Origin of the sequence: Celeribacter persicus (assembly GCF_003050785.1) — a bacterium.
GTDB classification, from domain to species: domain Bacteria; phylum Pseudomonadota; class Alphaproteobacteria; order Rhodobacterales; family Rhodobacteraceae; genus Celeribacter; species Celeribacter persicus.
This window is the reverse complement of record NZ_QAOH01000001.1, coordinates 517,380-539,552: the sequence shown is the minus strand read 5'-3', so window position 1 is coordinate 539,552 and position 22,173 is coordinate 517,380. Positions and strand designations below refer to the sequence as shown.

Annotated in this window: 22 protein-coding genes, 1 tRNA gene and 1 riboswitch; of the genes, 5 read left to right on the top strand and 18 right to left on the bottom strand. The window is 60.5% G+C overall.

From position 1 onward, the window contains the following. The first annotated feature begins 8 nt into the window (after positions 1 to 8). Together C8N42_RS02745 and C8N42_RS02740 are read left to right on the top strand one after the other, a co-directional pair. Complete coding sequence (locus C8N42_RS02745; RefSeq protein ID WP_107814981.1) at positions 9 to 1,454, top strand: sensor histidine kinase; 1,446 nt, start codon at positions 9 to 11, stop codon at positions 1,452 to 1,454. 90 nt (positions 1,455 to 1,544) lie between these two features. Next, positions 1,545 to 1,621, top strand: a tRNA-Arg gene (locus C8N42_RS02740). 296 nt (positions 1,622 to 1,917) lie between these two features. On the opposite strand, the gene C8N42_RS02735 is transcribed toward C8N42_RS02740, so the two are convergent. The 14 genes from C8N42_RS02735 to C8N42_RS02670 form a co-directional block, all read right to left on the bottom strand. Then, the gene (locus tag C8N42_RS02735; protein ID WP_107814980.1) at positions 1,918 to 3,303 is read right to left on the bottom strand and encodes a multicopper oxidase family protein; all 1,386 of its coding nucleotides are present in this window, start codon (positions 3,301 to 3,303) and stop codon (positions 1,918 to 1,920) included. 1 nt (position 3,304) lies between these two features. Then, complete coding sequence (locus C8N42_RS02730) at positions 3,305 to 3,745, bottom strand: c-type cytochrome (RefSeq protein WP_107814979.1); 441 nt, start codon at positions 3,743 to 3,745, stop codon at positions 3,305 to 3,307. A gap of 50 nt (positions 3,746 to 3,795) precedes the next feature. Continuing rightward, a complete protein-coding gene (locus C8N42_RS02725; RefSeq protein ID WP_107814978.1) occupies positions 3,796 to 4,161 on the bottom strand; it encodes a hypothetical protein in 366 nt (121 codons plus the stop codon). A 124-nt stretch (positions 4,162 to 4,285) separates the two neighbouring features. After that, the gene (locus tag C8N42_RS02720) at positions 4,286 to 4,765 is read right to left on the bottom strand and encodes an Lrp/AsnC family transcriptional regulator (protein WP_107814977.1); all 480 of its coding nucleotides are present in this window, start codon (positions 4,763 to 4,765) and stop codon (positions 4,286 to 4,288) included. A gap of 153 nt (positions 4,766 to 4,918) precedes the next feature. Beyond that, the gene (locus tag C8N42_RS02715; RefSeq protein ID WP_107814976.1) at positions 4,919 to 5,638 is read right to left on the bottom strand and encodes a sulfate/molybdate ABC transporter ATP-binding protein; all 720 of its coding nucleotides are present in this window, start codon (positions 5,636 to 5,638) and stop codon (positions 4,919 to 4,921) included. Positions 5,639 to 5,649: 11 nt separating this feature from the next. Continuing rightward, positions 5,650 to 6,516 (bottom strand): sulfate ABC transporter permease subunit CysW, encoded by an 867-nt coding sequence (gene cysW / locus C8N42_RS02710; RefSeq protein ID WP_107814975.1) that lies wholly within the window; start codon positions 6,514 to 6,516, stop codon positions 5,650 to 5,652. Continuing rightward, positions 6,509 to 7,348 (bottom strand): sulfate ABC transporter permease subunit CysT, encoded by an 840-nt coding sequence (gene cysT / locus C8N42_RS02705; RefSeq protein ID WP_107814974.1) that lies wholly within the window; start codon positions 7,346 to 7,348, stop codon positions 6,509 to 6,511. Before cysT ends, cysW begins: the two co-directional genes overlap by 8 nt. Before the next feature lie 3 nt (positions 7,349 to 7,351). Then, complete coding sequence (locus tag C8N42_RS02700; RefSeq protein WP_107814973.1) at positions 7,352 to 8,548, bottom strand: sulfate ABC transporter substrate-binding protein; 1,197 nt, start codon at positions 8,546 to 8,548, stop codon at positions 7,352 to 7,354. Between the two features lie 178 nt (positions 8,549 to 8,726). After that, positions 8,727 to 9,194: an RrF2 family transcriptional regulator gene (locus tag C8N42_RS02695; protein WP_107814972.1), complete on the bottom strand. Its 468-nt coding sequence runs from the start codon at positions 9,192 to 9,194 to the stop codon at positions 8,727 to 8,729. A gap of 350 nt (positions 9,195 to 9,544) precedes the next feature. Continuing rightward, positions 9,545 to 10,315 (bottom strand): class I SAM-dependent methyltransferase, encoded by a 771-nt coding sequence (locus tag C8N42_RS02690; protein WP_107814971.1) that lies wholly within the window; start codon positions 10,313 to 10,315, stop codon positions 9,545 to 9,547. After that, on the bottom strand, positions 10,312 to 10,734 hold the full coding sequence (locus C8N42_RS02685; protein ID WP_107814970.1) for a pseudoazurin: 423 nt from the start codon (positions 10,732 to 10,734) through the stop codon (positions 10,312 to 10,314). The genes C8N42_RS02690 and C8N42_RS02685 overlap by 4 nt, the downstream gene beginning before the upstream one ends. Further along, entirely contained in the window at positions 10,731 to 11,504 is a 774-nt protein-coding gene (locus C8N42_RS02680) for an ABC transporter ATP-binding protein (RefSeq protein WP_107814969.1), read from the bottom strand. Before C8N42_RS02680 ends, C8N42_RS02685 begins: the two co-directional genes overlap by 4 nt. After that, complete coding sequence (locus C8N42_RS02675) at positions 11,501 to 12,535, bottom strand: FecCD family ABC transporter permease (RefSeq protein ID WP_107814968.1); 1,035 nt, start codon at positions 12,533 to 12,535, stop codon at positions 11,501 to 11,503. Before C8N42_RS02675 ends, C8N42_RS02680 begins: the two co-directional genes overlap by 4 nt. Positions 12,536 to 12,540: 5 nt before the next feature. Next, complete coding sequence (locus C8N42_RS02670) at positions 12,541 to 13,554, bottom strand: ABC transporter substrate-binding protein (protein ID WP_107814967.1); 1,014 nt, start codon at positions 13,552 to 13,554, stop codon at positions 12,541 to 12,543. Positions 13,555 to 13,749: 195 nt separating this feature from the next. Beyond that, positions 13,750 to 13,866, bottom strand: a riboswitch (cobalamin riboswitch). Between the two features lie 425 nt (positions 13,867 to 14,291). On the opposite strand from C8N42_RS02670, the gene C8N42_RS02665 reads away from it, so the two are divergent. From C8N42_RS02665 to ggpS, 3 genes are read left to right on the top strand one after another with little or no spacing between them, the layout of a single operon-like run. Continuing rightward, complete coding sequence (locus tag C8N42_RS02665) at positions 14,292 to 15,374, top strand: NAD(P)H-dependent glycerol-3-phosphate dehydrogenase (RefSeq protein ID WP_281261409.1); 1,083 nt, start codon at positions 14,292 to 14,294, stop codon at positions 15,372 to 15,374. A 3-nt stretch (positions 15,375 to 15,377) separates the two neighbouring features. Continuing rightward, complete coding sequence (locus C8N42_RS02660; RefSeq protein ID WP_107814965.1) at positions 15,378 to 16,160, top strand: HAD-IIB family hydrolase; 783 nt, start codon at positions 15,378 to 15,380, stop codon at positions 16,158 to 16,160. 3 nt (positions 16,161 to 16,163) lie between these two features. Continuing rightward, positions 16,164 to 17,666, top strand: a complete 1,503-nt coding sequence (gene ggpS, locus C8N42_RS02655) for a glucosylglycerol-phosphate synthase (RefSeq protein ID WP_107814964.1) — start codon at positions 16,164 to 16,166, stop codon at positions 17,664 to 17,666. 24 nt (positions 17,667 to 17,690) lie between these two features. On the opposite strand, the gene C8N42_RS02650 is transcribed toward ggpS, so the two are convergent. From C8N42_RS02650 to C8N42_RS02635, 4 genes are all read right to left on the bottom strand, one after another. Further along, positions 17,691 to 18,464, bottom strand: a complete 774-nt coding sequence (locus C8N42_RS02650) for a class II aldolase/adducin family protein (protein WP_107814963.1) — start codon at positions 18,462 to 18,464, stop codon at positions 17,691 to 17,693. 3 nt (positions 18,465 to 18,467) lie between these two features. After that, complete coding sequence (locus tag C8N42_RS02645) at positions 18,468 to 19,496, bottom strand: ketopantoate reductase family protein (protein ID WP_170109167.1); 1,029 nt, start codon at positions 19,494 to 19,496, stop codon at positions 18,468 to 18,470. Between the two features lie 123 nt (positions 19,497 to 19,619). Beyond that, positions 19,620 to 20,630: a TRAP transporter substrate-binding protein gene (locus C8N42_RS02640; RefSeq protein ID WP_107814961.1), complete on the bottom strand. Its 1,011-nt coding sequence runs from the start codon at positions 20,628 to 20,630 to the stop codon at positions 19,620 to 19,622. A 444-nt stretch (positions 20,631 to 21,074) separates the two neighbouring features. After that, a complete protein-coding gene (locus C8N42_RS02635) occupies positions 21,075 to 22,058 on the bottom strand; it encodes a TauD/TfdA family dioxygenase (RefSeq protein WP_107814960.1) in 984 nt (327 codons plus the stop codon). Positions 22,059 to 22,173 lie beyond the last annotated feature (115 nt).

Genomic DNA, 22,173 nt, shown 5'->3' with positions numbered 1-22,173 from the left:
GGGATGCGATGAAACTGCCGCGGTTCCTCAATACGCTGACGGGACGGTTCCTGATGTTGACGGTCATTTTCGTGATGGCCGCCGAGATCATGATTTTTGTCCCTTCGGTGGCGCGGTTCCGCGAGGATTTCCTGCTGTCACGACTGGAACGGGCCCAGATCGCTTCTCTTGCGCTTCTCGCCAACGACAGCCTCGACATGGATCTCGAAGACGAGCTTCTGGCAAACGCGGGCGTCTACAACGTCGTGCTGCGCCGCAACGAGATTCGCCAGCTTGTGCTGTCCTCCCCGATCCCGGAACAGATTCATGCCACCTACGATCTGCGAGATGCCACCGCTTTCGAGTTGATCCGCGATGCCATGGTGACGCTGTTCGATCCCGAAGAACGCGTGATCCGCGTCATCGGCGATCCGGTGAAACAGGCGGGGCTGTTGATCGAGGTGACGCTGCCGACCGCACCTCTGCGTGTGGCGATGATCGACTATGGTCTGCGCATCCTGCTCCTGTCCGCCGTGATCTCCTTCCTGACTGCTGGTCTGTTGTTTCTCGCCGTGCGGGCATTGCTGGTGCGACCGATCAAGCGGGTCGTGAATGCAATGACCTCCTATGCCCAAGCGCCTGAGGACACCCGACGGATCATCGAACCGTCCGCAAAAGTCGCCGAACTGCGCGAGGCCGAGGCCGCGCTCAAGGCGATGGAAACGGAACTGACCGCATCCCTGCGGCAAAAGGAACGACTGGCGCAATTGGGAGGTGCGGTGGCGAAAGTCTCGCACGATCTGCGCAACATTCTCACCACGGCACAGCTCTTTACCGACCGGCTCGAAATGTCTCAGGACCCCGCCGTGACCCGCTCCGCGCCGAAACTGGTGAATTCGATCCAACGTGCGGTGAATCTATGTGAAACCACGCTGGCGTTCGGTAAGGCCGAGGAACCCGCGCCGACGCTCACCGGCGTGCGGCTTGCCGAGCTTGTGGCCGAGGTGATCGAGGGCGAGCGCCTCGCCATCGGGGATTTCGACCTGTCCTTTGCCGAGGATATTCCCGCCACCATGGTCGTGCGCGCGGATCACGAACAGATGCACCGCGTGCTCTCCAATCTCGTGCGTAACGCGCGTCAGGCGATTATGGCGACCGGCAAATGCGGTGAGATTTCCGTCGCCGGGCGCGAGGATGAGGAGGAATGGGTGCTCTCCGTGACTGACACGGGGCCAGGCCTGCCGCCGAAAGCGCGCGAATATTTGTTCCAGCCATTTCAGGGGGGCGCGCGCAAGGGCGGCTTTGGCCTCGGTCTTGCGATTTCCGCCGAACTGGTCCGCGGGCATGGCGGGCGGCTGCTGCTCAAACGCAGCGACGAAACCGGCACGGCGTTCGAAATCCATCTGCCGAAAGGTTTCACGATTTCGGTTCCGCAACGCGCGGAGAAGAAGGCCTCGGCAGAAGCCGCCGAATGACAACCGCATTGGTTGCGACAAGTTTTTCAAAAAAATCACAATGGCCTCTTGCGCCCCCCGACGACTCTCTGTAAATCGCCCCTACCCCGCGCGCTGGTAGCTCAGTTGGATAGAGTACTTGACTACGAATCAAGGGGTCGGGGGTTCGAATCCTCCCCAGCGCGCCACTAATCTCCTAACGTGTTGATTTTAAGCGAAAATATTTCGATTTCTACACCTTGGGCGGCGCTTTCCATACTATTCCGTTCTTGTTCTGACCCATCACAGCACCGGCTTTGCGCTGGCCATGAGCGCTTTTCTTTATTCCCGTATCGTGAGCGGCTTCGCGGCCTGCGTTGCCGAGTGCTTTCGAGGATCGCAGATTTAATGTGAAGCGCTCGCAACGCCTATACGAGGCACTGCGTTTTGCTTTTTCCCTGTTTCAGATAAAAAGCAAAACGCTTTAGGCAGATCGACTTCCTACTTAGAGAACCTCGATCCAGGTTGTCATTCCGGATGCGGCATGACCGAGCATGTGACAATGAAATAGCCATTTCCCTGGATTGTCCGCGACAAACGCGATCTCGATGGTGTCCCCCGGCAGGCTCAGAATCGTGTCACGCATCGGACCTTGTTGTCCTTCCGTGATTTCGCGGAAATGATGTCCATGCAAGTGCATGGCGTGCGGGAACGCCGTGTCGTTGATGAGTTTCAATCGGACATGCTCCCTCCGCGCAAGACGCGCGAACGGGTTATCCGCCATTCCGGCAACACCCGCGAGCGTCCAGTACATGCCGGATGCCACCATCTCGCGAAAGGTCATCATCTGCCCGTTCATCCGGCCCATCGGCATATTGCCCATGGCACCGCCCTCCATGCGCATCTCAAGTCGGGTGGCACGCTCAAGATCAATCGGAGACATGCCTGGATTGGGCGACAAAGGTGCGGGAGGTGTGCTGCGCAGAGCGATGGAACCGGAGAGATCGAACCCGACCTGTTCGCGCCATTGCCCATCGTCATCGAACCGCAGGATCATGGTTTCGCCCCCGTCATCGGCTGTTACATCGACAATCAGATCGGCACGCTGCGCCGGGAGGAGAACGATTTCGCCTTCAACCGGCACTGGTGTCTCAAGCGGCATGCCATCGAGTGCCACGGTCCACCCGATCAACCCTTTGAGCCTGAGCCTGAAAATTCGCGCATTTGCCGCGTTGATCAGACGCAGGCGCAGCCGTTCGCCTTGGCGCGCCACCAGACGATAGCCGTAGCGCCCGTTGGTGCCGATCAGATTGCCATAGCGCCCGGCGTGGCTGCGATCCATCGGGTGATCGAAGTTCGGGTCGATCTGTGCGGTTTCGGGATCGAGGCGCCAGTCACCAAGCATCAGCACTTCATCACGATCGACATCCGGTGCCTCGGTTTCTTCGACGATCAACGGACCGTAGAGGCCGCGCGCCACTTGTTCCATCGAGTTCGTATGCGCGTGATACCAATAGGTGCCCGCGTCCGGCACCACGAAATCATAGCTGAACCGCTCTCCCGGAGGTACGGCCTCCTGCGTGAGCCCTGCAACCCCGTCCATGGTATTGTCGATGCGGATGCCGTGCCAGTGGATCGAGGTCGGCACAGGCAGGTCGTTGACCAATTCCCGGGTGATCCGTTCGCCTTGTTTGGCGCGGATCATAGGGCCGGGGAATTGGCCATTATAGCTATAGATGCTTGTCGGGGGATAGCTGTCGGGCGCGATCTGGGCTTGTGCGATCTTTGCGACCAAAACCTCCGGGGGCGCCGCGAAGGTTGTGCCCGGCATCATGACCATCGCGCCGGAACCTGCAAGGAAATGACGGCGCGAAATAAAGAAGTCTGTCATGTCAGTTGATCCCATTGGCGCGCTGCAATTCCCGGACATAGGCGATGATCGCTTTGACATCGCCCTGCGTGACATCCTCTTGCGGAGGCATGTCTCCAAAGCGCCAATGATGCGCCTGAACGCCGCGCTGCGCAGCCAACAGGAAGGACATATCGCCATGGTGGGAAGGCTCGTAGATTTTATGGACCAAGGGCGGTCCGAACCCTTCTTTGCCAGCGGCATTCTCGCCATGGCAGGCGGCACAGACACTGTCGAAAGCACGTTTTCCGATCTGCGCATTGGGGGAGAGAGCATCCGGTAGCGCGACCGATACAATAGGGTCTCCTTGGGCCGGTCGCGAAGAGGACGCGAGCGGAGTCGTTTCGGGTTCGGGTTTGAAGATAAGATAGGCCCCAAGCGCCAGTGCAGCGGCACCGGCCAAGGGCAGGATGAATTTGTTCATGGGTGTTTCCGTATCGGATCGTGACGCGGTGGAGCGTCACAAGAAAGGGTTCAGGCGATGTTGAACCGGATACGGGGAGGCGGAAGGTCCAGGCCGGGGCTCCGCGCGATGATCTTCGCTGAAGCTGGGGGAGGAAAGCCAACTGGCTGCAACGTCCTGCTCACCCGATGATCAAGACCGTGACCGGGTGTGAACAGGACGCAGATCGCGCCATGCGGACAGGGAATATCCATGGAGGTCGAACCGGAGGTGCTATTGGCGCAATCGGGGCACATTTCATGATGATGCACGGTGTTCGCGACCGTTTGTGTTGCTCCCGTCATCTCAGCCCCGGACATCTCATGCGCCATCCCTGCGCGGGGCGCAGAGAAGAGGGTAAGAACCCCGATGAGCAGGATGGTCACGATGCGGGACAAACAGGTTCTCCTGTGCCTTTGTATCCGGATTATGGCGGGGCACAGGTATCAGGTCAACGCGGCGTTGTCCCTGTCTTGTTCAATTTTATTTGCTGCATATCCTCGCAGAAGCGTGCTCTGTCTTTCAAACCGTCTCGACATCAATCGGCCAGACGGTGGAGACAAGGATGGCTTCCGTCGAGAATTTCGAGGTGATGTTCCGGCAGGGAAGCGCACGGGTCAACTGAAGATAGAACTCATCGAACGCCCGCATGTCCGGGACGACGACCTTGAGCAGATAATCGACTGTTCCGGCCAGCCGGTGCACCTCGACAATGGCGGGGAAGCGGGGGATGAGCGCACGGAACGCGGCCCGCCATTCCGGTGTGTGGTCCAGTGCCTCGACCTCCACGAACACCGTGAGCCCCAGGCCGATTTTCACGGGATCGACAAGCGCCACGCGGCGCGTGATCACCCCGGCGGCTTCCAGTTTCTGAATGCGTTTCCAGCAGGGCGTCTGAGACAGGCCGACCCGCTCCGCGAGTTGCGCGACGGGTAGGGTCGTATCGCGCATCAACTGGTCCAGAATTTTCCGGTCAATCCTGTCGAGCGTCACATCGTTCATCTGCATCTCCTTATCTTTGGACCTGATCCAAGTGGACACATACCGGGTGGTTGCGTGAGCCTCATCGTTTCGCCCCATTCCATTTGTATGGGCACAAGAACTGCACCGTGCCCACACGAGACGTCTTGTGGCGAGGAGGGCAACAGTACCTTCCTAAGCTGCCGTAAACGTACGCACGAACTCGCTGGCGGGATGCGTGCGGATGTCCGACGGTTTGCCGATCTGTTCGATCCGGCCCATCGACATGACGACGACGAGGTCGGCCAGTTCCATCGCCTCTTCCTGGTCATGAGTCACGAAAACGGTCGTCAGCCCGGTGGTGTCATGAATTTCGCGCAGCCCTTGCCGCAGCTCCTTGCGCACTTTCGCGTCAAGCGCGCCGAAGGGTTCGTCGAGCAGCAGCATGTGTGGCTCGATTGCCAGTGCACGTGCAAGAGCCACACGTTGACGCTGACCACCCGAAAGCTGGCTGGGGTAGCGGCTACTGATATCGGGAAGCTGGATCAGATCCAGAAGCCGGTTCACACGCCGACCGATCTCCGCCTCATTCGGGCGCTCCCGCCGTTTGCGCGCGCGTAGCCCGTAGGCGATGTTCTCGAACACGGTCATGTGTCGGAACAGCGCATAATGTTGGAACACGAAGCCAGCCCGTCGCGCCTGCACGCTAAGGCCCGTCGCATCGACAGCGTCGAACATCACGCGACCCGAGGTCGGGAACTCCAGCCCGGCAAGAATGCGCAGGAGTGTCGTCTTGCCGGACCCGGAGGGCCCGAGAAGTGCAATCAGCGCGCCCGAGGGAATGGAAAGCGAGACAGGATGAAGCGCACGCTCGCTCCCGAATTCCTTGGCGATCTCTTCGATTTCGATAAACATGGAATATCCTTTCAATGGCGGCGCGTGGCGGCGAGCAAATCCGCGTAGCGCCATTCGAGCAGGGATTTCAGCACAAGCGTAACCAGCGCCAGAAGGGCGAGCGCGGCGGCGAGCGTGAAGGCGGCGACCGAAAGATATTCGTTGTAGAGCATCTCGATCATGATCGGCATGGTGGTTGTCTCGCCCCGGATCTTGCCGGAGATCACGGCCACGGCACCGAACTCCCCCATGGCCCGCGCATTGCAGAGCAACACACCGTAGAGCAACGCCCAACGGATGTTCGGCAGGGTGACGGTAAAGAATATCCGCCAGCCGGACGCTCCGAGGGTCAGAGCGGCTTCCTCCTCGGCGCGGCCCTGCTCGATCATGACCGGGATCAATTCGCGGGCCACGAAGGGGAAGGTCACGAACAGTGTGGCGAGTACGATGCTAGGGAAGGCAAAGACGATCTTCAGATCATGCGCGATCAGCCATGCCCCGAGCCAGGAATTGGCCCCGAACAGCAGGACCAGTGCCAGACCGGCAACCACCGGAGAGACCGAAAACGGCAGGTCGATCAGCGTGATCAGAAACGCCTTGCCCCGAAAATCGAACTTGGTGATCGCCCATGCTGCGGCGACACCGAAGACCGCGTTGAATGGTACGACAATGGCCGAAATAATGAGGGTCAGGCCGATCGCAGCACGCGCGTCGGGCGAGGTCAGGCTTTCGAGCGCGGCGACCCAGCCTTGTCGCAAAGCCTCGGAAAAAACGGCGATCAGGGGGGCGAACAACAAGACCGAGATCAGCACCACAACCGTGCCGATCAAAAGGGTGCGGATGAGGCGTGGCTCGGTCGTGACCGAGGGCGTGCGGGCGATTGAGGAAACCTCAGACATCTCCGATCCTCCGTCTGCTCCAGATTTGAATGATGTTGATGGCCAGCAGCATGGCGAAAGAGATTAGCAGCATGGCCAGACCGATCGCGGTGGCAGCGTCGTAATTGTATTCCTCAAGCCGGATCACGATCAGCAGGGGCGCGATCTCGGTTTGGAACGGCAGGTTGCCTGCGATGAAGATCACCGAGCCGTATTCCCCGACAGAGCGCGCCAGAGCGAGGGCGAACCCGGTCAAGAGTGCGGGTGTCAGCGTTGGCAGAACCACGCGGCGCAGCGTATATGCGCGACTTGCGCCCAGCGTGGCACTGGCTTCCTCGACCTCGCGGTCGAGTTCCTCGATGACGGGCTGCACAGTGCGCACGACGAAGGGAAGACCGATGAAGATAAGTGCCAGCCAGATGCCGATCTGGGTATAGGCCACCTTTATTCCGAATGGCGCGAGCAGAGCTCCGAAAGCGCCGTTGGGGGCATAAAGCGCTGTCAAAGCAATGCCTGCCACGGCTGTCGGCAGGGCGAAGGGCAGATCAATAGCGGCGTCGATCAGACGGCGCCCCCAGAAGCGGTAGCGCACCAGCACCCATGCCAGCAACAATCCGAAGACCAGATTGAAGACCGACGCGATCAGAGCGGCGCGAAAAGAGAGGGACAGCGCCGCGCGAATGCGTTTTGTGCCGACCATCTCCCAAAGTTCCGCCGGTCCGATCACCACACCCCGCCCGAGGAGCGCCATGATCGGCAGAAGGACGACGACGGACAGCACCGCCATCATGATCCCGAAACTCAGCCCAAACCCCGGCAGAGGGGAGGGCGCGCGGAGAACACCCGCCCTCATGGTTTATTGCTCCTCATAAATCTGGTCGAACACACCGCCATCCCCGAAAAAGACGGGCTGCACCTCGACCCATCCTCCAAAATCGTCGATGGACAGGCGCGTGATTTCAGGGAAGCGGGCGATGTCTTCATCAGACGCCGCGGACGTGTCCCAAGCCCGGTAGAAGTTCCTGAGCGCAAGCGCCTGCGCCTCAGGACTGTAAAGATGCTCCAGATAGGCTTCGGCGACGGCGCGCTCCGCCTGCGAGGTGATATTGCCGTCCACCAGCGCCACTGGCGGCTCCGCCAGCATGGAGACGGACGGCACGACGATGTCGAAGGCGTCTTCTCCCTGTTCGGCCAACGCCAGAAAAGCCTCGTTCTCCCAGGCCAGAAGCACATCGCCGATGCCGCGCTGGGTAAAGGTGTTGGTTGCACCGCGCGCACCGGTATCGAGTACGGGGACGTTCTTGAAGAGATCACTCATATAGGCGCGGGCCTGATCTTCGTTGCCGCCATATTCATTCAGAGCCCAAGCCCAGCCCGCCATGAAATTCCAACGTGCCCCGCCGGAGGTTTTGGGGTTCGGCGTGATGACCTGCACATCGTCGCGGATGAGATCGTCCCAGTCGGCGATGCCCTTTGGATTGCCGTCCCGGACCAGAAAAACAATCGTGGATGTGTAGGGCGAGGAATTGTGGGGCAGGCGCAATTGCCAGTCTGCGGGGATTTTACCGCTGCGCTCTGCGATGGCCGAGATATCGGCGGAGAGCGCGAGGGTGACGACCGTGGCCTCAAGCCCGTCGATCACGGCCCGGGCCTGCCCGCCCGAGCCGCCATGCGACTGGCGCAGGGTCACCGGCTCATGGCCCTGGCTTTCCCACCATTCATTGAACAGCGCGTTATATTGCCGATAGAATTCGCGCGTCGGATCGTAGGAGACGTTCAGGATTTCGACAGTATCTTCTGCCTTCGCCGCAGAGGTCGGGCCGAAGGCCAGCGTCATTGCCCCCACTGCGGCAAGCAGACCGCTGCGCCAGTGGTTCGCCGAAAGCAGGTGAAGCAGCGGTGAAACCTTGGCGGTGTGCAAGCCATGCTGCGTGACAGGCTTCCCGGCAAGTCTGCGATTGCCCGTGTCGATCTCGATGCGACCATCGCCGAGATTTCGGGCGAATTGGCCTTGGGCGAGCACATGTGCGCCGATGCGGATGGTATGTATCATTCTTAATCTCCTCTGCTGGACAAGGCGAACCTTGTGTCAGGCGGCAGGTCGGCGCGGCCCCGGGCAATGAACCGAAAGCGGGTGCGACCATCGCACCTCCTGACACGATAATGACGACAGAGTTAGTCGTATTTAGCAAAGGAAAAATCACGTCTATTTTAATCGTGATTATAGAAGATTATTCTCCGGCGGCACTTTCGGGCAGCGCAAATCGCTCCAACGGACGCGCATCCTCCATCAGATCGGCGAGCGTGAGAGATTCGATCATCAGAATATAGGCGGAGTAGAAACCGCCGAAGACAGCACGCACCCGGCAGCTCACTTCATCCTTGCAGTCGTCGCAGGGTTGATAGGCATTGCGGGACAGGCAGGGCAAAGGTGCCATGGGACCGTCGATCAGGCGCAGGATTTCGGCCAGTGACACACGTGCCGGATCCTTGATCAGTTCGTACCCGCCGTTCCGGCCACGTCGACTGCCAATCAAACCGGCGCGTTTGAGATCGAGCAGGATGTGCTCCAGAAACCGCTTGGGGGCCCCGGAGCGCTCTGCGATCTCCTCGATGCGCAGAGATGAGCCGTCACCGGCCTTTTCGTCGGCCAGCACCATGAGGGATTTAAGGGCGTATTTGGTCTTCTGGGTGATCATTTGGGTCCGACAGGGCTAAAGCTCGATCAAGATGGTCGATTTTATCAGGCTTCAGTAAAATTGCGAGAGATACGCGTATTTCTATCCTGTTCTTATGGAATTCAAAGGCTTAACGACTACAGGATAATGCGAACCAACATCGAATGGGGCAATCGAGCCTCACGTTGCGTCGTGTTCATGCCTCAATTGCTTTTCTTGGTGAACGATACGGGGCGTCATGGGCATTTCGGTTGGGCATGTTTTGGGCTGCACAGGTAATCGAGAAAAGCTTGCGGTGTCGTGCGTTTTCAGGTTTCGAAGCCCATGTGTCTGTGCGTAACAGCCTTATGGCTTGCACTCCATAAAACAGCTCACCCGGGTTTCCGTGCCGTGAGAATGAACCGATCATAAACACGGGTACGCAAGCCGTTGCGCAACCCGTTGGTTCGGCGCTGGGCCTTGGCGATAGGGTCGTGTGACAGCCGTTCGATCATGTTGAAACCGGCATCCGCGAGCATCGGGGCAAGCATATCGAACGTCAGACCTTTGCCGAAGGGCAGGCGCTCCATGATCGTACCATGGGCATCGCTCATTGCGCCGTCGTAATGGGGATCGGGTGATAACCGGTCCCAGAGAGCCAGAAGATGAGCTGCCCAGCGACCCGAGGGGGATGGCTTTGCCCAGTTGCCGTCAAAGATCAGCAATCGCCCACCCGGACGCATGATGCGGAACCAGTCGGCGAATGCGGCTTCTGGCTCGACCAGCGTCCAGACAAGGTGGCGGCACAGAATGGCGTCGTAGCTTTCATCCGGTTCCATCGTCCGCCCGGCATCCGCCATCAGAAAGCGCAGGCGTGGTTTGCCTGCGTGTTTGGCTCGCGCGATCGCCAGCATGTCTTCCGAAAAATCGAGGGCTGTAACGTCGTGGCCGAGATCGTGAACGAGCCGCGTCACCTCGCCTGTGCCGCAGGCCAGTTCTAGAACCCGGCATGGCGGTTCGCCCAGATGATCGCGCATCGGCTGCGCCCAGGCCTCGGCCTCCCGGCCTGCGGCAATGCGATGGCCGAAAGCAAAGTCAAAGGTCTTGGACCTGCGCGACCAGTAGTTCCGGATGTCCTCAGTCAGATCGTAGTTGGTATTCACTTTGCGGCAGCCTCAAGAATGGATTCGAAGCGCTGACGCGCGCGGTTCGGCAGGCCTTCTGGCAGGCTGCGATCCGTCTGTTCGCCCACCTCGATCAGCATGACCATGCCCATGGCATAATGCGGGCTGCACTTGATGCCGTATAGACCGGGCTCGGTCAGGGTGACTGTGAAGTCCTCTCCCAACCTGCTTTTGAACGGCTGGGCGCCCTCAGGGATCATCCCGTCAATGGTCGCGGCGTTGTGACCCGGCTGTTTGGAGACAAAGACCACCGTATCGCCCGGCGCGATGCTGAGGAACTGCGGCTCGTAGATCATCGGTCCGTTGTCGTTTCGGGTGTACATGCCGATCTCGTAGGTTTCGGCAAACAGCGGTGTGGCAAGCAGGCCGACGATCAAAGATGACGCGAGGGATTTCATGAATGGTCCTCCAGGCAATGAAAACGAAACAGGGTGGCGTTGTCGTCGGGGTCGCGCAGCGGCGTGACATGCACGCGGAAGATCGCGGCGATGCGAGCGGGGGTCAGCACTTCTGCGGGTGGGCCACAGGCAATAAGGCGACCGTTCTCCATCACGCCGACGCGGTCGCAGCCCATGGCCTGATTGAGATCGTGCAAGGCCATCACCACGGTGACGGACAGCATGCTGACGAGGCGCAGCAGAGAAAGCTGGTGATGGATGTCCAGGTGGTTGGTCGGCTCGTCCAGTACCAACAGGCGAGGCCGTTGCGCAAGAGCGCGGGCGATGTGGACCCGCTGACGCTCGCCGCCTGACAGGGTGGACCAACTGTGTCCGGCCATATGCGCAAGGCCTGTGGCTTCAAGCGCTTCGGTCACGATCCGCCTGTCCTCGGGGCCGAGCGGCGTCAGTGCCGAAAGCCAGGGCGTTCGGCCCAGCTCTACGGCATCCCGGACACGCAAAGCCTCGGATGTATCGGCCATTTGTTCAACGAAGGCGATGCGTTGAGCGATGTCGCGACGAGACATGCTCTCAAGCGGTACGCCCTCCAGATGAACCCGGCCTGCGGGACGCGGGAGGAGGCCTGTCAGAAGGCGCAGCAATGTGGATTTTCCGGAGCCGTTCGGTCCCACGAGGCCAAAGGTCTCGCCCGGCAGGATGTCCAGCGTGACGTCGTCGACGATTGTTTTCCCGCGTGTTGTCCAGCCGAGATTGTGTGCATGCAGTTTCATGCCCGCCTCCGGTTGCGGATGAGGATCGCGGCAAATCCCGGTGCGCCCACGAGAGCGGTGACGACGCCGATAGGTACGACCTGACCGGGGATCAGGATGCGCGAGGTCACATCGGCGACAATCAGGAATACGGCTCCCGCCAGCGCCGAGGCGGGCACCAACCGCCCGTGGCGCGCTCCGACGACAAAGCGCATCGCATGAGGGATCACCAGCCCGACAAAGCCGATGGACCCGACGAGGCTCACCATCGTTGCCGTCATCACCGTTGTCGCTCCGATCAGCGCAATCTGCACCCGGCGTACTGCGATGCCAAGCGATGCCGCCGATGCCGCTCCGAAGGCGAAAGCATCCATGGCGCGGGCCAACCAGACGCAGACGACCAGCCCGCTCAACGTGACTGGGATTGCCAGGGTTACATCCGGCCAGCGCACGCCGGACAGATTGCCCAGCAGCCAATACATGATGCCACGCGCCTGCTCGGCATTCGCCGACTTGGTGATCAGGAAGGAGGTCAGTGCGTTGAAGAGCTGAGATCCGGCTATGCCCGCCAGCACCAACTGTGCCGAGCCGCCACCTGCCGCGCGCGCCAGCAGCACCACGATGGCAAAGGACAGCGATGCGCCCGCAAAGGCTCCGGCTGACATGCCGATCATGCCCCCGCCGAGCCCCAGAACGGTGACGGCGACGGCTCCGGTGCCCGCCCCGGCGGAAACACCTAACAGGTAGGGATCGGCAAGTGCATTACGTACCAGAGATTGCAGGACGACGCCGGAAAGTGCCAGTCCCGCGCCACAAGCCGCAGCGACAAGGGTCCGCGGCAGGCGGTAGCTCCAGAGAATGCCTGCGTCGATGGCATCCACATCGTGGCCCGCGCCCCATAGATGATTGGCAAGCACTTTCAGCACGGTGTCGAAGGGCAAAGGTGTCTCGCCAATAGCGACACCGCCAAGGATCGCCAGCGTCAGGGTGACCGCCCCCGCCACGCCCCAGAGCGTGACAGGCCGCAGGTATGAGGCGGCGAGAGCGGTCATGTCACTCACTTCAGGTCGAACCCGGTCAACGCTTCGGCCAGCGTTTCAAGGGAGCCGATGTTGCGAATGGATGGGTCCATTCCGTGCGCGTCGAGGATAACGATACGGTTGTTCCTGACCGCGTCCATCTGGCTGGCGACCGGGTCGGTCCGCAGGAACTCCAGCTTTTTCTCGATATCATCGGCGGGGAAGCGGCGGCGCTCCATGCGCGCGGCAACGATCACGGTCGGGTTGGCGCGGGCGATTGTTTCCCAACTGACAGTGGGCCATTCCTCGTTGCTTTGGACCACGTTCTCAAGACCTAACACGTTCATCATGTAGGCGGGTGCGCCGCCCTGACCGGCGACATAGGGGTCCATGTCCATCTCTGCGGAGGAGAACCAGAAGACCGCCGAAGTGCCCTCGGGAAGATCAAGACCCGCAGCCAGCTCAATGGCCGCCGCTTCACGGGCTTTCAGATCTGCGACCAGAGTTTCTCCACGTTCAGCGACATTGAAAATCTGCGCCAGTTCGGAGATCCCCTTGTAGACGCTGTCCATCTTGTAAAGCTCAAGACGAGTGCCATCCATGCCAGTGGAGTTGTCTTTGCCAACGCAATCGGCAGGCAGGGTGTAGACCGGAATGCCCACGTCACCGAACTGCTCGCGCGTGGCCACGATGCCCTGCGGGCCGACATGCCATTCGTACTGAACGGTCACGAGATCGGGGCGCTTGGCTACAACGCTTTCAAAGCTCGGGTCGTTGTCTGCCAGCCGCTCGATACCGGCGTTGAGCTCGGCATATTCGGGCAGGACGTCGGTGAACCACACGGAGGTGCCTAACACCTTGTCGCCCAAGCCCAGCGAATAGAGGATCTCGGTCGCGGCCTGACCAATAGACACGGTGCCTTCGGGCTGTGCCGCGATGGTGGTTTCCGCGCCGCAGTTGGTCAACGTCAGCGGGTAGGATGTTTCGGCCAGCGCAGGCAGGGCAAGCGATGCCGCGCCAACGGCGGCGGTGGTCAACAATTTGAGGAACATGGGAAGTCTCCGGTGTGTAATGCGACCGGGGACAAGGGGGATTTGCCGACCCAATCGCTGACCGGAGCATCGGCCGAAACGGCGGATACAACCATTCTCGCTGTCGTGACCGCATGCGGCCACTCTTGGGAAATCATCATTCGACACCTCCCCGGACACCCCGCCCGGGCCGCGTTGCTGTTGCGTGTCGGCAGGTCTCCTGACTGACGGGTCATGGCGCCTGACCGCCTTCCCATGGCACTTGAGCCACAGTGGCATTTTCAGATCAGCGCTCGCCGTCTACAGTTGCGGGGGCAGTTCCGGTTCACCGGCGAACCGGTGGTGAAAAGGAGGAAGGGCTGGTGTAGCAGATGAGACGGCAGGGTGCATCTCTGCCGCCTTTTCTGCACCGTGTCGATTTTTATTGAAAAATTTTCAATTAAAAACAGTAATTTGCTGCAATGCAGCTTTCTCCCGGTTGAAATTTTCACGCTTCCGTGTAAATGATGTGTCAGGGTCCACGCGGCGGACCTGTTCGGTTTTGGTGATCTCTAGAAGGATGGCTGAGGCCGACCCGCACCGCGCGACGCCGGATTTGATTTCGGGTTTATGCCTGTCTCCGGCTTGTCTTTGCTCCTTGCCGCGCAGCCCGTGACGGGCAGGTGGGGCGCGCATACATCTGAAGAGACGACCTGAGCAAGAGCACCCAAAAGGAGCTCCCCATCAAGGATTCACTGCCCCATATCCCGCCGCAGCCCCTGCGCCGCCTCACCGTTCTCGGTGCCGGCAGCTGGGGGACTGCGCTCGCCTCCGTTCTGGCCCGCAACGGTCACGATGTGCGCCTCTGGGCGCGCCGTCCCGATCTGGCCGAACGGATCAATGCAACTTTCGAGAATGCCGATTACCTTCCCGGTGTTGACCTTCCGAGCGGCCTGACGGCGACCTCTGACCTTGACGAGGCGCTGACTGGGACCGAAGCCGTTCTGATGGTCACTCCTTCGGCGACACTGCGCGTCATGTGCCAGGCGATCAAGCCGCATCTGCCCGAAGGTGTGCCGATTGCGCTCGCCTGCAAGGGTGTCGAGCGGCGCAGCGGTTATCTCTTGTCCGAAGTCGTATCCGAGGAACTGCCGGGCCATCCGGTCGGGGCGGTTTCGGGACCAACCTTCGCCCGCGAAACCGCGCTGGATCATCCGACGGCGGCCACCGTGGCCTTCCCGTTTTCCTATCAAGATCGCCTGACACCCGAGGCCAGCCCAGCGGCGCGTCTCGCCCTGTCGCTTTCGGGTGGCGGCTTTCGGCCTTATGTTTCCGACGATCTTGTCGGAGTCGAGGTGGGTGGCGCGGTCAAGAACGTGATCGCCATCGCCTGTGGCATGATGTCGGGTGCGGGCTTTGCCGAAAACACCCGCGCGGCTCTGATTACCCGTGGTATCGACGAGATGAAGCTTCTGGCGCAGGCGCTGGGTGGCAAACGCGAGACCGTCACAGGTCTTTCCGGCGCGGGCGATCTGACGCTGACCTGTAGCTCCACCACCTCGCGCAACATGTCGCTGGGCTATCAACTCGGTCAAGGCATCTCGCGGCCTTCCTGTTTCGAGGGACGGCCTGTGGTGGTCGAGGGCGAGGTGAACGCTGTGTCCGTCACCGATCTGGCGCATCGTATCGGGGTGCCGATGCCGATTTGCGAAACGGTGAATGCGGTGCTGCACAAGGGCGCCGATCTGCAAGAAGCCTTCACCGCGCTTTGGGCACGCCCGATCGAGGCGGAGCCCTATGCGCTCGATCTCTCGCTTGCCCATCCTGCCCCCGACCTTCCGCTGCAATTCGGAGTGAGTTGACCGATGAATGTTCATCTTTCCCCGCGCCCGGCGATTGCCGCGCGCCGTTTCACCCTTGCGACCGATCTCGACGGCACCTTTCTCGGTGGTGCCGAGGCCGAGCGCGCCACGCTTTATGACTGGATCGAGGAGAACCGTGACACGGTGGGCCTAATCTTTGTGACCGGGCGCGATCCGGAGTTCATCATGGAGATGTGTCGCGAACGCGGGCTGCCATGGCCCGAATATGTCGTCGGCGATGTCGGCACCACGATTGCCCATGTCCGCGACGATGGTCATGTCGAACCGATCCCCTTGCTTGAGGAGGACATCGCCGCGCGCTGGAACGACTCCGGCGATCGGGTACGCGAAGCACTCGACGGTCATCCGGGGCTGGAGCTTCAGCCGACCGCCTTTCGCTATCGCGTCAGCTACGACCTGACACCCACCGCATATGACACAACCGCCGAAGCGCAGGTGGAGGAGATGGGGCTCGACTGGTTGATCTCCGACAACCGCTATTTCGACGTGTTGCCGAAAGGCGTTTCCAAAGGCCCGTCGATCAAGCGGCTGATCGCCCATCTGGGCATTCCCGAGGCACGGGTTCTTTGCGCGGGGGATACGCTCAATGACTTTTCCATGCTCGCCAGCGGTCTGCCTGCCGTCGCAGTGGGCAATTCCGAAACTGCGCTCAAGACGCGGCTCGAAGGCCAGGGCGCCGTCTACCATGCCTCTGCACATGGCGCCGCCGGTATCCTCGAAGCCATCGCCGCGCTTGACCTGCATGACACACCGAAAGGAGCCTGATCCATGCCATCCGATCTGGTGATCGTCTACCACCGCCAGCCCTACGAAGAAGTCGAGGTGAATGGCAAAATCGAATATCGCGAAAACAAAAGTCCCAATGGCATCGTGCCGACGCTCAAGAGTTTCTTCGGCCGGTTCGACAAGGGTGCGTGGATCGCGTGGAAACATGCCGAGGACCCGGCCAATCCCGAGTTCGAGCGAGTCATCGAAATTGACGATGCCTATGGCAAATACACCGTGTCGCGTCTTCCGCTGACGCCGGAGCAGGTGACGAGTTTCTACCATGTCTCTTCGAAAGAGGCCTTCTGGCCGATCCTGCACGGTTTTAAAGAACGCTATAATTACGACCCCGTGGACTGGCCGACTTTTCGCGAGGTGAACTGGGCCTTTGCTGAGGCCGCCGCCGCCGAGGCCGCCTCCGGCGCGGTGGTGTGGATTCACGATTACAACCTGTGGCTGGTGCCCGGCTATCTGCGCAAACTGCGCCCGGATGTGAAGATCAGCTTTTTCCACCATACGCCGTTTCCGAGCGCAGATATTTTCAACGTGCTGCCGTGGCGCAAGGAAATTCTCGAAAGCCTGCTGGCCTGCGATGTCGTGGGCTTCCACATTCCGCGCTACGTGAACAACTTTGTCTCTGCCGCGCGCTCGCTTCTGGAGGTGGACACCCTGAAGCGTGAGAAGGTCAAACCGGAACTGGCGGCGGAAAGCTCCGCTCTGTCTGAGCAATCCGTGGTCACCGAGATCGGCTATGAAGATCGCACGATCCGGCTTCAGGCCAGCCCGGTGGGCGTCGATGTGTCCTATATCGAAGAGGTCGCCGCCCGCGAAGAAACCACGCGCAAGGTCGAGGCGATCAAGTCGGAACTGGGCGAGGCAAAGCTCCTGCTGTCCGTCGGACGCACCGATTATACCAAGGGTGGGATCGAACAGCTCGAAAGTTTCGAGAGGCTTCTTGAGGCACGACCCGACCTACGTGGCAAGGTGCGGTTGATGCATGTTTCTGTCGCGGCCAATTCCAACATGACCGCCTATGAGGAAATCCAGCAGACGCTGGAACAACTCGCCGGGCGGATCAATGGGCGGTATGGCTCGTTCGAATGGCAACCCGTGGCGCTGATTTCCCGGCCTGTGAAGTTCACCGACCTCGTCGCTTATTACCGGGCTGCCGATGTGGCCTGGATCACGCCTTTGGCCGATGGGATGAACCTTGTGTGCAAGGAATTCTGTGCCGCCCGCACTGATCTGGACGGGGTTCTGGTGCTTTCCGAGTTCGCCGGTGCTGCGGTAGAACTGGCCGCTGCCGTGCCGACCAACCCGTTCTCTCACAAGTCGATGGACGGGGCGATCCAGTTCGCGCTCGACATGGAGGCCGAGGATCGTAAGGGGCGAATGAAGGCCAACCGTGCCATGGTCGTCAAACAGGATATCCGGTTCTGGGCGGAGGATCAGATGCAGGCCTTCGGGGCAGGTGTCCTGCCCGCGCTGGTGTCTCCTGCGGCGTAAGGGGCGCTTTTCGCCCCTCTGCATTTACGCAAACTCGGGGCGCTCGCGTTTCATCTTGCGGACCATCGCATCGAAGAGCAGCGTCGCGAAAGCGGCGTTGTCCTTGAGACGTTGGGCGTCCTCAGCGCATTTCCGTTTTGTCGCCTCAGGCAATTGCACATTCGGTCCGGGGATCGCAGCGGCGGCGCATTGGATCTCGGCCGCGCGCTGCACGGTCCAGAGCAGGAAGAAAGTCAGAGGAATATCCGCCTCGCATACCGCGATCCCATGGTTGCGCAGCACCAGAACGTGCTTGTCGCCAAGGCTTTTGAGCATCCGGTCACGCTCATCGCTATAGATCGTGATGCCTTCGAAATCGTGATAGGCAACGCGACCGTAAAGCTGCGCGCCGTTGAAATTGTTATGGTCGATTGCAGCCTCTTTCATCACGATGGCGGAGATCGGCGTGGTGTGCGTATGGGCGATACAGCCCACATCCGGGCGGTGTTCGTGGATCACACCGTGAAGGGCAAAGCCCGCCGGGTTCGGTCTGTAGGGGCTTTCACGCTTGAGCTTGCCATCGACGCCCACGACCAGAAGGTTCTCCGGCGTCACCTCGTCGTAGTGCAGCCCCATCGGGTTCACCAGATAGGCATGGTCCTCACCGGGAAGACGGACGGAAATGTGGTTGAAGATCAGCTCGGTCCAGCCGAGGTAGCTCACGAGATGGTAGAAATCGGCCAGTTGGACACGCAATTCCTCTTCGGTCATGCCTGCCATGGGCGTTGCATCCTTGATTGCGGTTGTCGTGGTGTTCATGGCTTATCCTTTCGAAAAAGCGGTGTCAGGGAAAAGTCTGCCAAGCACCGCGGGGAGAGCGGTCTCGGATAAGGGAAGAGCGGATTGGGTTTCGAGTTCCGCGATCAGCCGCGCCAGAAGCGGCATGTCTGTCCCATCACGCCGGGACAGTGCCAGAGGCGCGCGGCAGATCGCATCGAGTTCGAGTGCACGCCCCGCACGGGCATCCTGAAGCATCGAGGTCGGGAAGGGGCCGGCGTCGATCATGAGATCGACCAGCCAGTCATTATCGGGCAGCGTAAACCCCTGCATGGTTGCCCAGTCGCGAAACTCGGTGGCAAGTCGGGTGGCGATCTCGCGTAGCACGGGCCTTTGGCCGACCTCTTCGAGCGTCGCGCCGCTCAGGGCGGTAAGCGGGTTGGTGGCGAGGTTGGCGAGCAGTTTCACAAGCACCTTCTGGTGAATGTCCTCGGTCAGATCGACACGCACGCCGCCCGCTTCGAGCACTTCGATCAAGGCGGCGATCCGAGGGCGGTCCGCGCCTTCGATGATCGGCCCGATGCTCAGTGTCGGCGTGTTGGAGGACAGCGCCCGGTTGCCCTCCATCCGCACGGTCATCAGCAATACGGCCCCAAGAATTTGGTGGGGGAAGAGCCGTTCGGCCAGATCGCCCTGTGGGTCGAGATAGGGAATATCGTCCATTCCCTCGGGCGTGGCAAAAAACCAGAAGGGCATGCCATTGACCATTGGAATCACCAAAGTATCCGGCCCGATCCCCGCCGCATTGGCGCGGACCGCCGCTGCAAGGCTTTGCGATTTCACGCAGAGAAACACCGCATCCATCGGACGGGTCAGCGCATCACAGGCTTCGGGCCGGGCATGGATCACATTCCCCCGATCATCCAGCGTCACGCCCTTCTCGCGCACCTCGGAGAGCCGCACGCCACGGGCGACAAGATGTACATGCGCACCGGCGTGCGACAGCAAAGCCGCCATAGCGGTTCCTATATTGCCCGCGCCGATCACGGCGATGTCGAGAGGTCGGGTGGTCATGGTTCTTGTGGGTGTCTTTTGTTCGGTTGCGCGGACAAAGCTCATCCATGCGCCCGAAAGGGCGTTCGCAAGGGTGTTCCGCTGTTGAGGAAAGGGCCCGGGCGCACCGGGCCCCGTGTGGGATTATTCCGCCGAGAGCTTGGCGATCTCGGAGAGCATCATTTCATAGGCCGCCGGGCCGTCCACGCCGGTTTCCGACACTTGCGCGAGCTTCGCGTCGATGATCGGCTGAAGGCTTTCCTTCCACGCCGCAAGCTGTTCCTCGGTCGCGGGCGTTACGGCAATCTTACCCTCCATCGCTTCGAGGCCGGCGGCATCGGCGCGATCCCACATCTGCCCGGCCATACGGGCGAGATGTTCTCCGGTCACGCTGTCGATGGCGGCCTGTTGCTCAGGCGTCAGGCTGTCGTATTTCGCCTTGTTCATCACGATGTAGAAGGAGGTGTTGTAAAGCCCACCCGGCACGGACACGCCGATGTCGAGCTGCGGGATCAGGCCGAAGAAGCTCACCGATTCATAGGGAAACAGGATGCCGTCCGCGACGCCTTGCGACAAAAGTTCATAGGCTTTCGAGGAGGGGCCTTCGACCGGCACCGCGCCGAGCTTGGTTGCGATTTCATGCACGATGCCACCGCCGACGCGGATTTTCTGGCCTTCCATGAGATTGATCGACGTCGGATCGGTGTCTTTCAGGAAAATCTCGCCGGGACCGTGGGTGAAGACCGCGAGTACCTTGACCTGATCGTATTCGCCCGCGTCTTTCAGCATGGCGTCCCAAGTGCGCCAGTAAGCGACAGAGGTCACTTCGGCGCTGTCTCCCAAGAAGGGAATTTCGGCGACGTTGGTGGTCTTGAACCGGCCCGGGCTATAGCCTTGCACGGCGAAGGTGATGTCGGCCACGCCGTTCACTGCGAAGTCGAAATGCGCGCCCGGCGCTCCGAGCGGTGCAGGCAGGATATTGGCGACCACCTCGCCGGCGGTGGCCTCGGCGATTTCTTCGGTCATCGGCACGATCACCTCGGAGACGAGCGGGTGCGACGGCGGCAGCCAGTTCGCGACCGTCAGGACGGTTTCGGCGAAAGACGGGCCTGCGAGCAGAAGCGAGAGTGCGGTTGCGGGCAAAAGATGTTTCATGTGGTTTCCCTGATGGTTGTCGACACCCCGTCGAGCGCGGGGTTTGTTTTGGGGACAGGTCCGGGACGTTCAGGTGCCCCGCTGTCCGATCCTGTGTGTCTGTTTGTGCGATTCCCGATGTTCTTGTTCGGAATTAAGTGAATATTACGACAGATTGCCGTCCGGGGAAGCGAGGATGTCGGTTGCCGTTGTGAATTCCTGATTGCGCTTGTGATGAGCGCGTCTGTGATTCTGAATTTTTATGATTATTCATGTGGATACGTCGGGTTGACCTGTTTGCACAAAATTTGAGCCGGGAGGGCAGGAGGATGGTTTTTCGGACCGTGTCCCAAGGTTTCCCGCGTTCATCTCCATCATTCTGCGCTGCAATAACGGTATATTTCCCTTATATATGCCCCGCTCGAAGAGCGAGGCACGGCCTTGATTCATGCGGGAGAGATCCGTTTACGCGGCCTTTTCAGGCAGTGGAAAACCGTTACGTCCGGGGAACTCCGGGGCCAGTTGCCGGGCGTTCGGCATCTTCAGCCAAAGCCGCAGCAGCTTGCGCATCTTCTCCGGCTCGTCATGGTCGAGGAAGGCGTTGCGCGAATGCAGCACCGCGTAATTGTTGGCGAATTGCAGATCGCCGGGCTCCAGCATCATGTCGAGCCGCAGCGCATCTGTGCCGATGATCGCATCGAACAGGTCCAGCGCCTCGACCTCCACCTTGGAGAGTGGCTGTTTCATGATTTCATGGCCCAGTTCGAGATATTGCCGCAGATAGCGGCAACTCAATTTGCCCTCGTAAAAGCTGAAGATCGGCGACAGTGACGGGGTATCTTCGCAGAGATGCGAGAAATACCACGGGCGATAGTAGAGCCCGAGGAATTCGCGGTGCTCTTCCTGGATCACATTGTAGATCGAGGCGACGCTGATCAGGCTACTGAGCCCGCCCTCGCGCGCCTTGCGCACGGACAGGAGGCCGACCACGTCGGAGGGGTCGGAGTGATACGGCAGGTAGAGGTTGGTTTCGTAAACGCGGGTGTCCTTTTTTCCGGCGTCGCCCACGGCCATGACCTTGCCGATCAGATCGCCGCGCGGATTTTGTCCGACCGGCTCGCCAAGGTGCAGGCCGATGCCGAAATAGAGCGTGTCGATCTCCGCGTCGGTGTATTTCTCGACCGGCAAACCACGCAGTACGAGAAACCCGCGCCCGTTTTCCAGTTCATCAGCACAGCGTGCCAGTTCCGCTTCCAGATCGCCGAGCGGGAAATCCGCGCGGGTGAAATTCGGAAAGCTCAGACCCTTGGTCTTCAACCCGGCGAGCGCGGCGTCGATGGCGTCGATATGCGCGGTGCTCAGCGGATGAATCCAACTGTCGTCCCGGTCGAAATCGCGGGCGACCCAGGCCGCGGGACTGGTGATCTTGTCTGTCAGAATGATGCTCATGCTCTGGTCCTTTCCAGCCTGTGCGTGTGCGTGGTGTTCCGGTGCGGAGACGACGCTTTCGCCGTAACAGGTGCAAACGGCGCAAGCGCCGCAGGACTTTGTGGCTTCATGTCTG

What these genes read in the sequence shown, in the direction of transcription:
- C8N42_RS02685 (WP_107814970.1), bottom strand. Translation starts at nt 10,734, where the DNA reads ATGAAATCCCTCGCGTCATCTTTGATCGTCGGCCTGCTTGCCACACCG.
- C8N42_RS02635 (WP_107814960.1), bottom strand. Translation starts at nt 22,058, where the DNA reads ATGAGCATCATTCTGACAGACAAGATCACCAGTCCCGCGGCCTGGGTC.
- C8N42_RS02720 (WP_107814977.1), bottom strand. Translation starts at nt 4,765, where the DNA reads ATGAACGATGTGACGCTCGACAGGATTGACCGGAAAATTCTGGACCAG.
- C8N42_RS02700 (WP_107814973.1), bottom strand. Translation starts at nt 8,548, where the DNA reads ATGATACATACCATCCGCATCGGCGCACATGTGCTCGCCCAAGGCCAA.
- cysW (WP_107814975.1), bottom strand. Translation starts at nt 6,516, where the DNA reads ATGTCTGAGGTTTCCTCAATCGCCCGCACGCCCTCGGTCACGACCGAG.
- C8N42_RS02735 (WP_107814980.1), bottom strand. Translation starts at nt 3,303, where the DNA reads ATGACAGACTTCTTTATTTCGCGCCGTCATTTCCTTGCAGGTTCCGGC.
- ggpS (WP_107814964.1), top strand. Translation starts at nt 16,164, where the DNA reads ATGCCATCCGATCTGGTGATCGTCTACCACCGCCAGCCCTACGAAGAA.
- C8N42_RS02660 (WP_107814965.1), top strand. Translation starts at nt 15,378, where the DNA reads ATGAATGTTCATCTTTCCCCGCGCCCGGCGATTGCCGCGCGCCGTTTC.
- C8N42_RS02715 (WP_107814976.1), bottom strand. Translation starts at nt 5,638, where the DNA reads ATGTTTATCGAAATCGAAGAGATCGCCAAGGAATTCGGGAGCGAGCGT.
- C8N42_RS02650 (WP_107814963.1), bottom strand. Translation starts at nt 18,464, where the DNA reads ATGAACACCACGACAACCGCAATCAAGGATGCAACGCCCATGGCAGGC.
- C8N42_RS02670 (WP_107814967.1), bottom strand. Translation starts at nt 13,554, where the DNA reads ATGTTCCTCAAATTGTTGACCACCGCCGCCGTTGGCGCGGCATCGCTT.
- C8N42_RS02745 (WP_107814981.1), top strand. Translation starts at nt 9, where the DNA reads ATGAAACTGCCGCGGTTCCTCAATACGCTGACGGGACGGTTCCTGATG.
- C8N42_RS02695 (WP_107814972.1), bottom strand. Translation starts at nt 9,194, where the DNA reads ATGATCACCCAGAAGACCAAATACGCCCTTAAATCCCTCATGGTGCTG.
- C8N42_RS02730 (WP_107814979.1), bottom strand. Translation starts at nt 3,745, where the DNA reads ATGAACAAATTCATCCTGCCCTTGGCCGGTGCCGCTGCACTGGCGCTT.
- C8N42_RS02675 (WP_107814968.1), bottom strand. Translation starts at nt 12,535, where the DNA reads ATGACCGCTCTCGCCGCCTCATACCTGCGGCCTGTCACGCTCTGGGGC.
- C8N42_RS02645 (WP_170109167.1), bottom strand. Translation starts at nt 19,496, where the DNA reads ATGACCACCCGACCTCTCGACATCGCCGTGATCGGCGCGGGCAATATA.
- C8N42_RS02680 (WP_107814969.1), bottom strand. Translation starts at nt 11,504, where the DNA reads ATGAAACTGCATGCACACAATCTCGGCTGGACAACACGCGGGAAAACA.
- C8N42_RS02640 (WP_107814961.1), bottom strand. Translation starts at nt 20,630, where the DNA reads ATGAAACATCTTTTGCCCGCAACCGCACTCTCGCTTCTGCTCGCAGGC.
- cysT (WP_107814974.1), bottom strand. Translation starts at nt 7,348, where the DNA reads ATGAGGGCGGGTGTTCTCCGCGCGCCCTCCCCTCTGCCGGGGTTTGGG.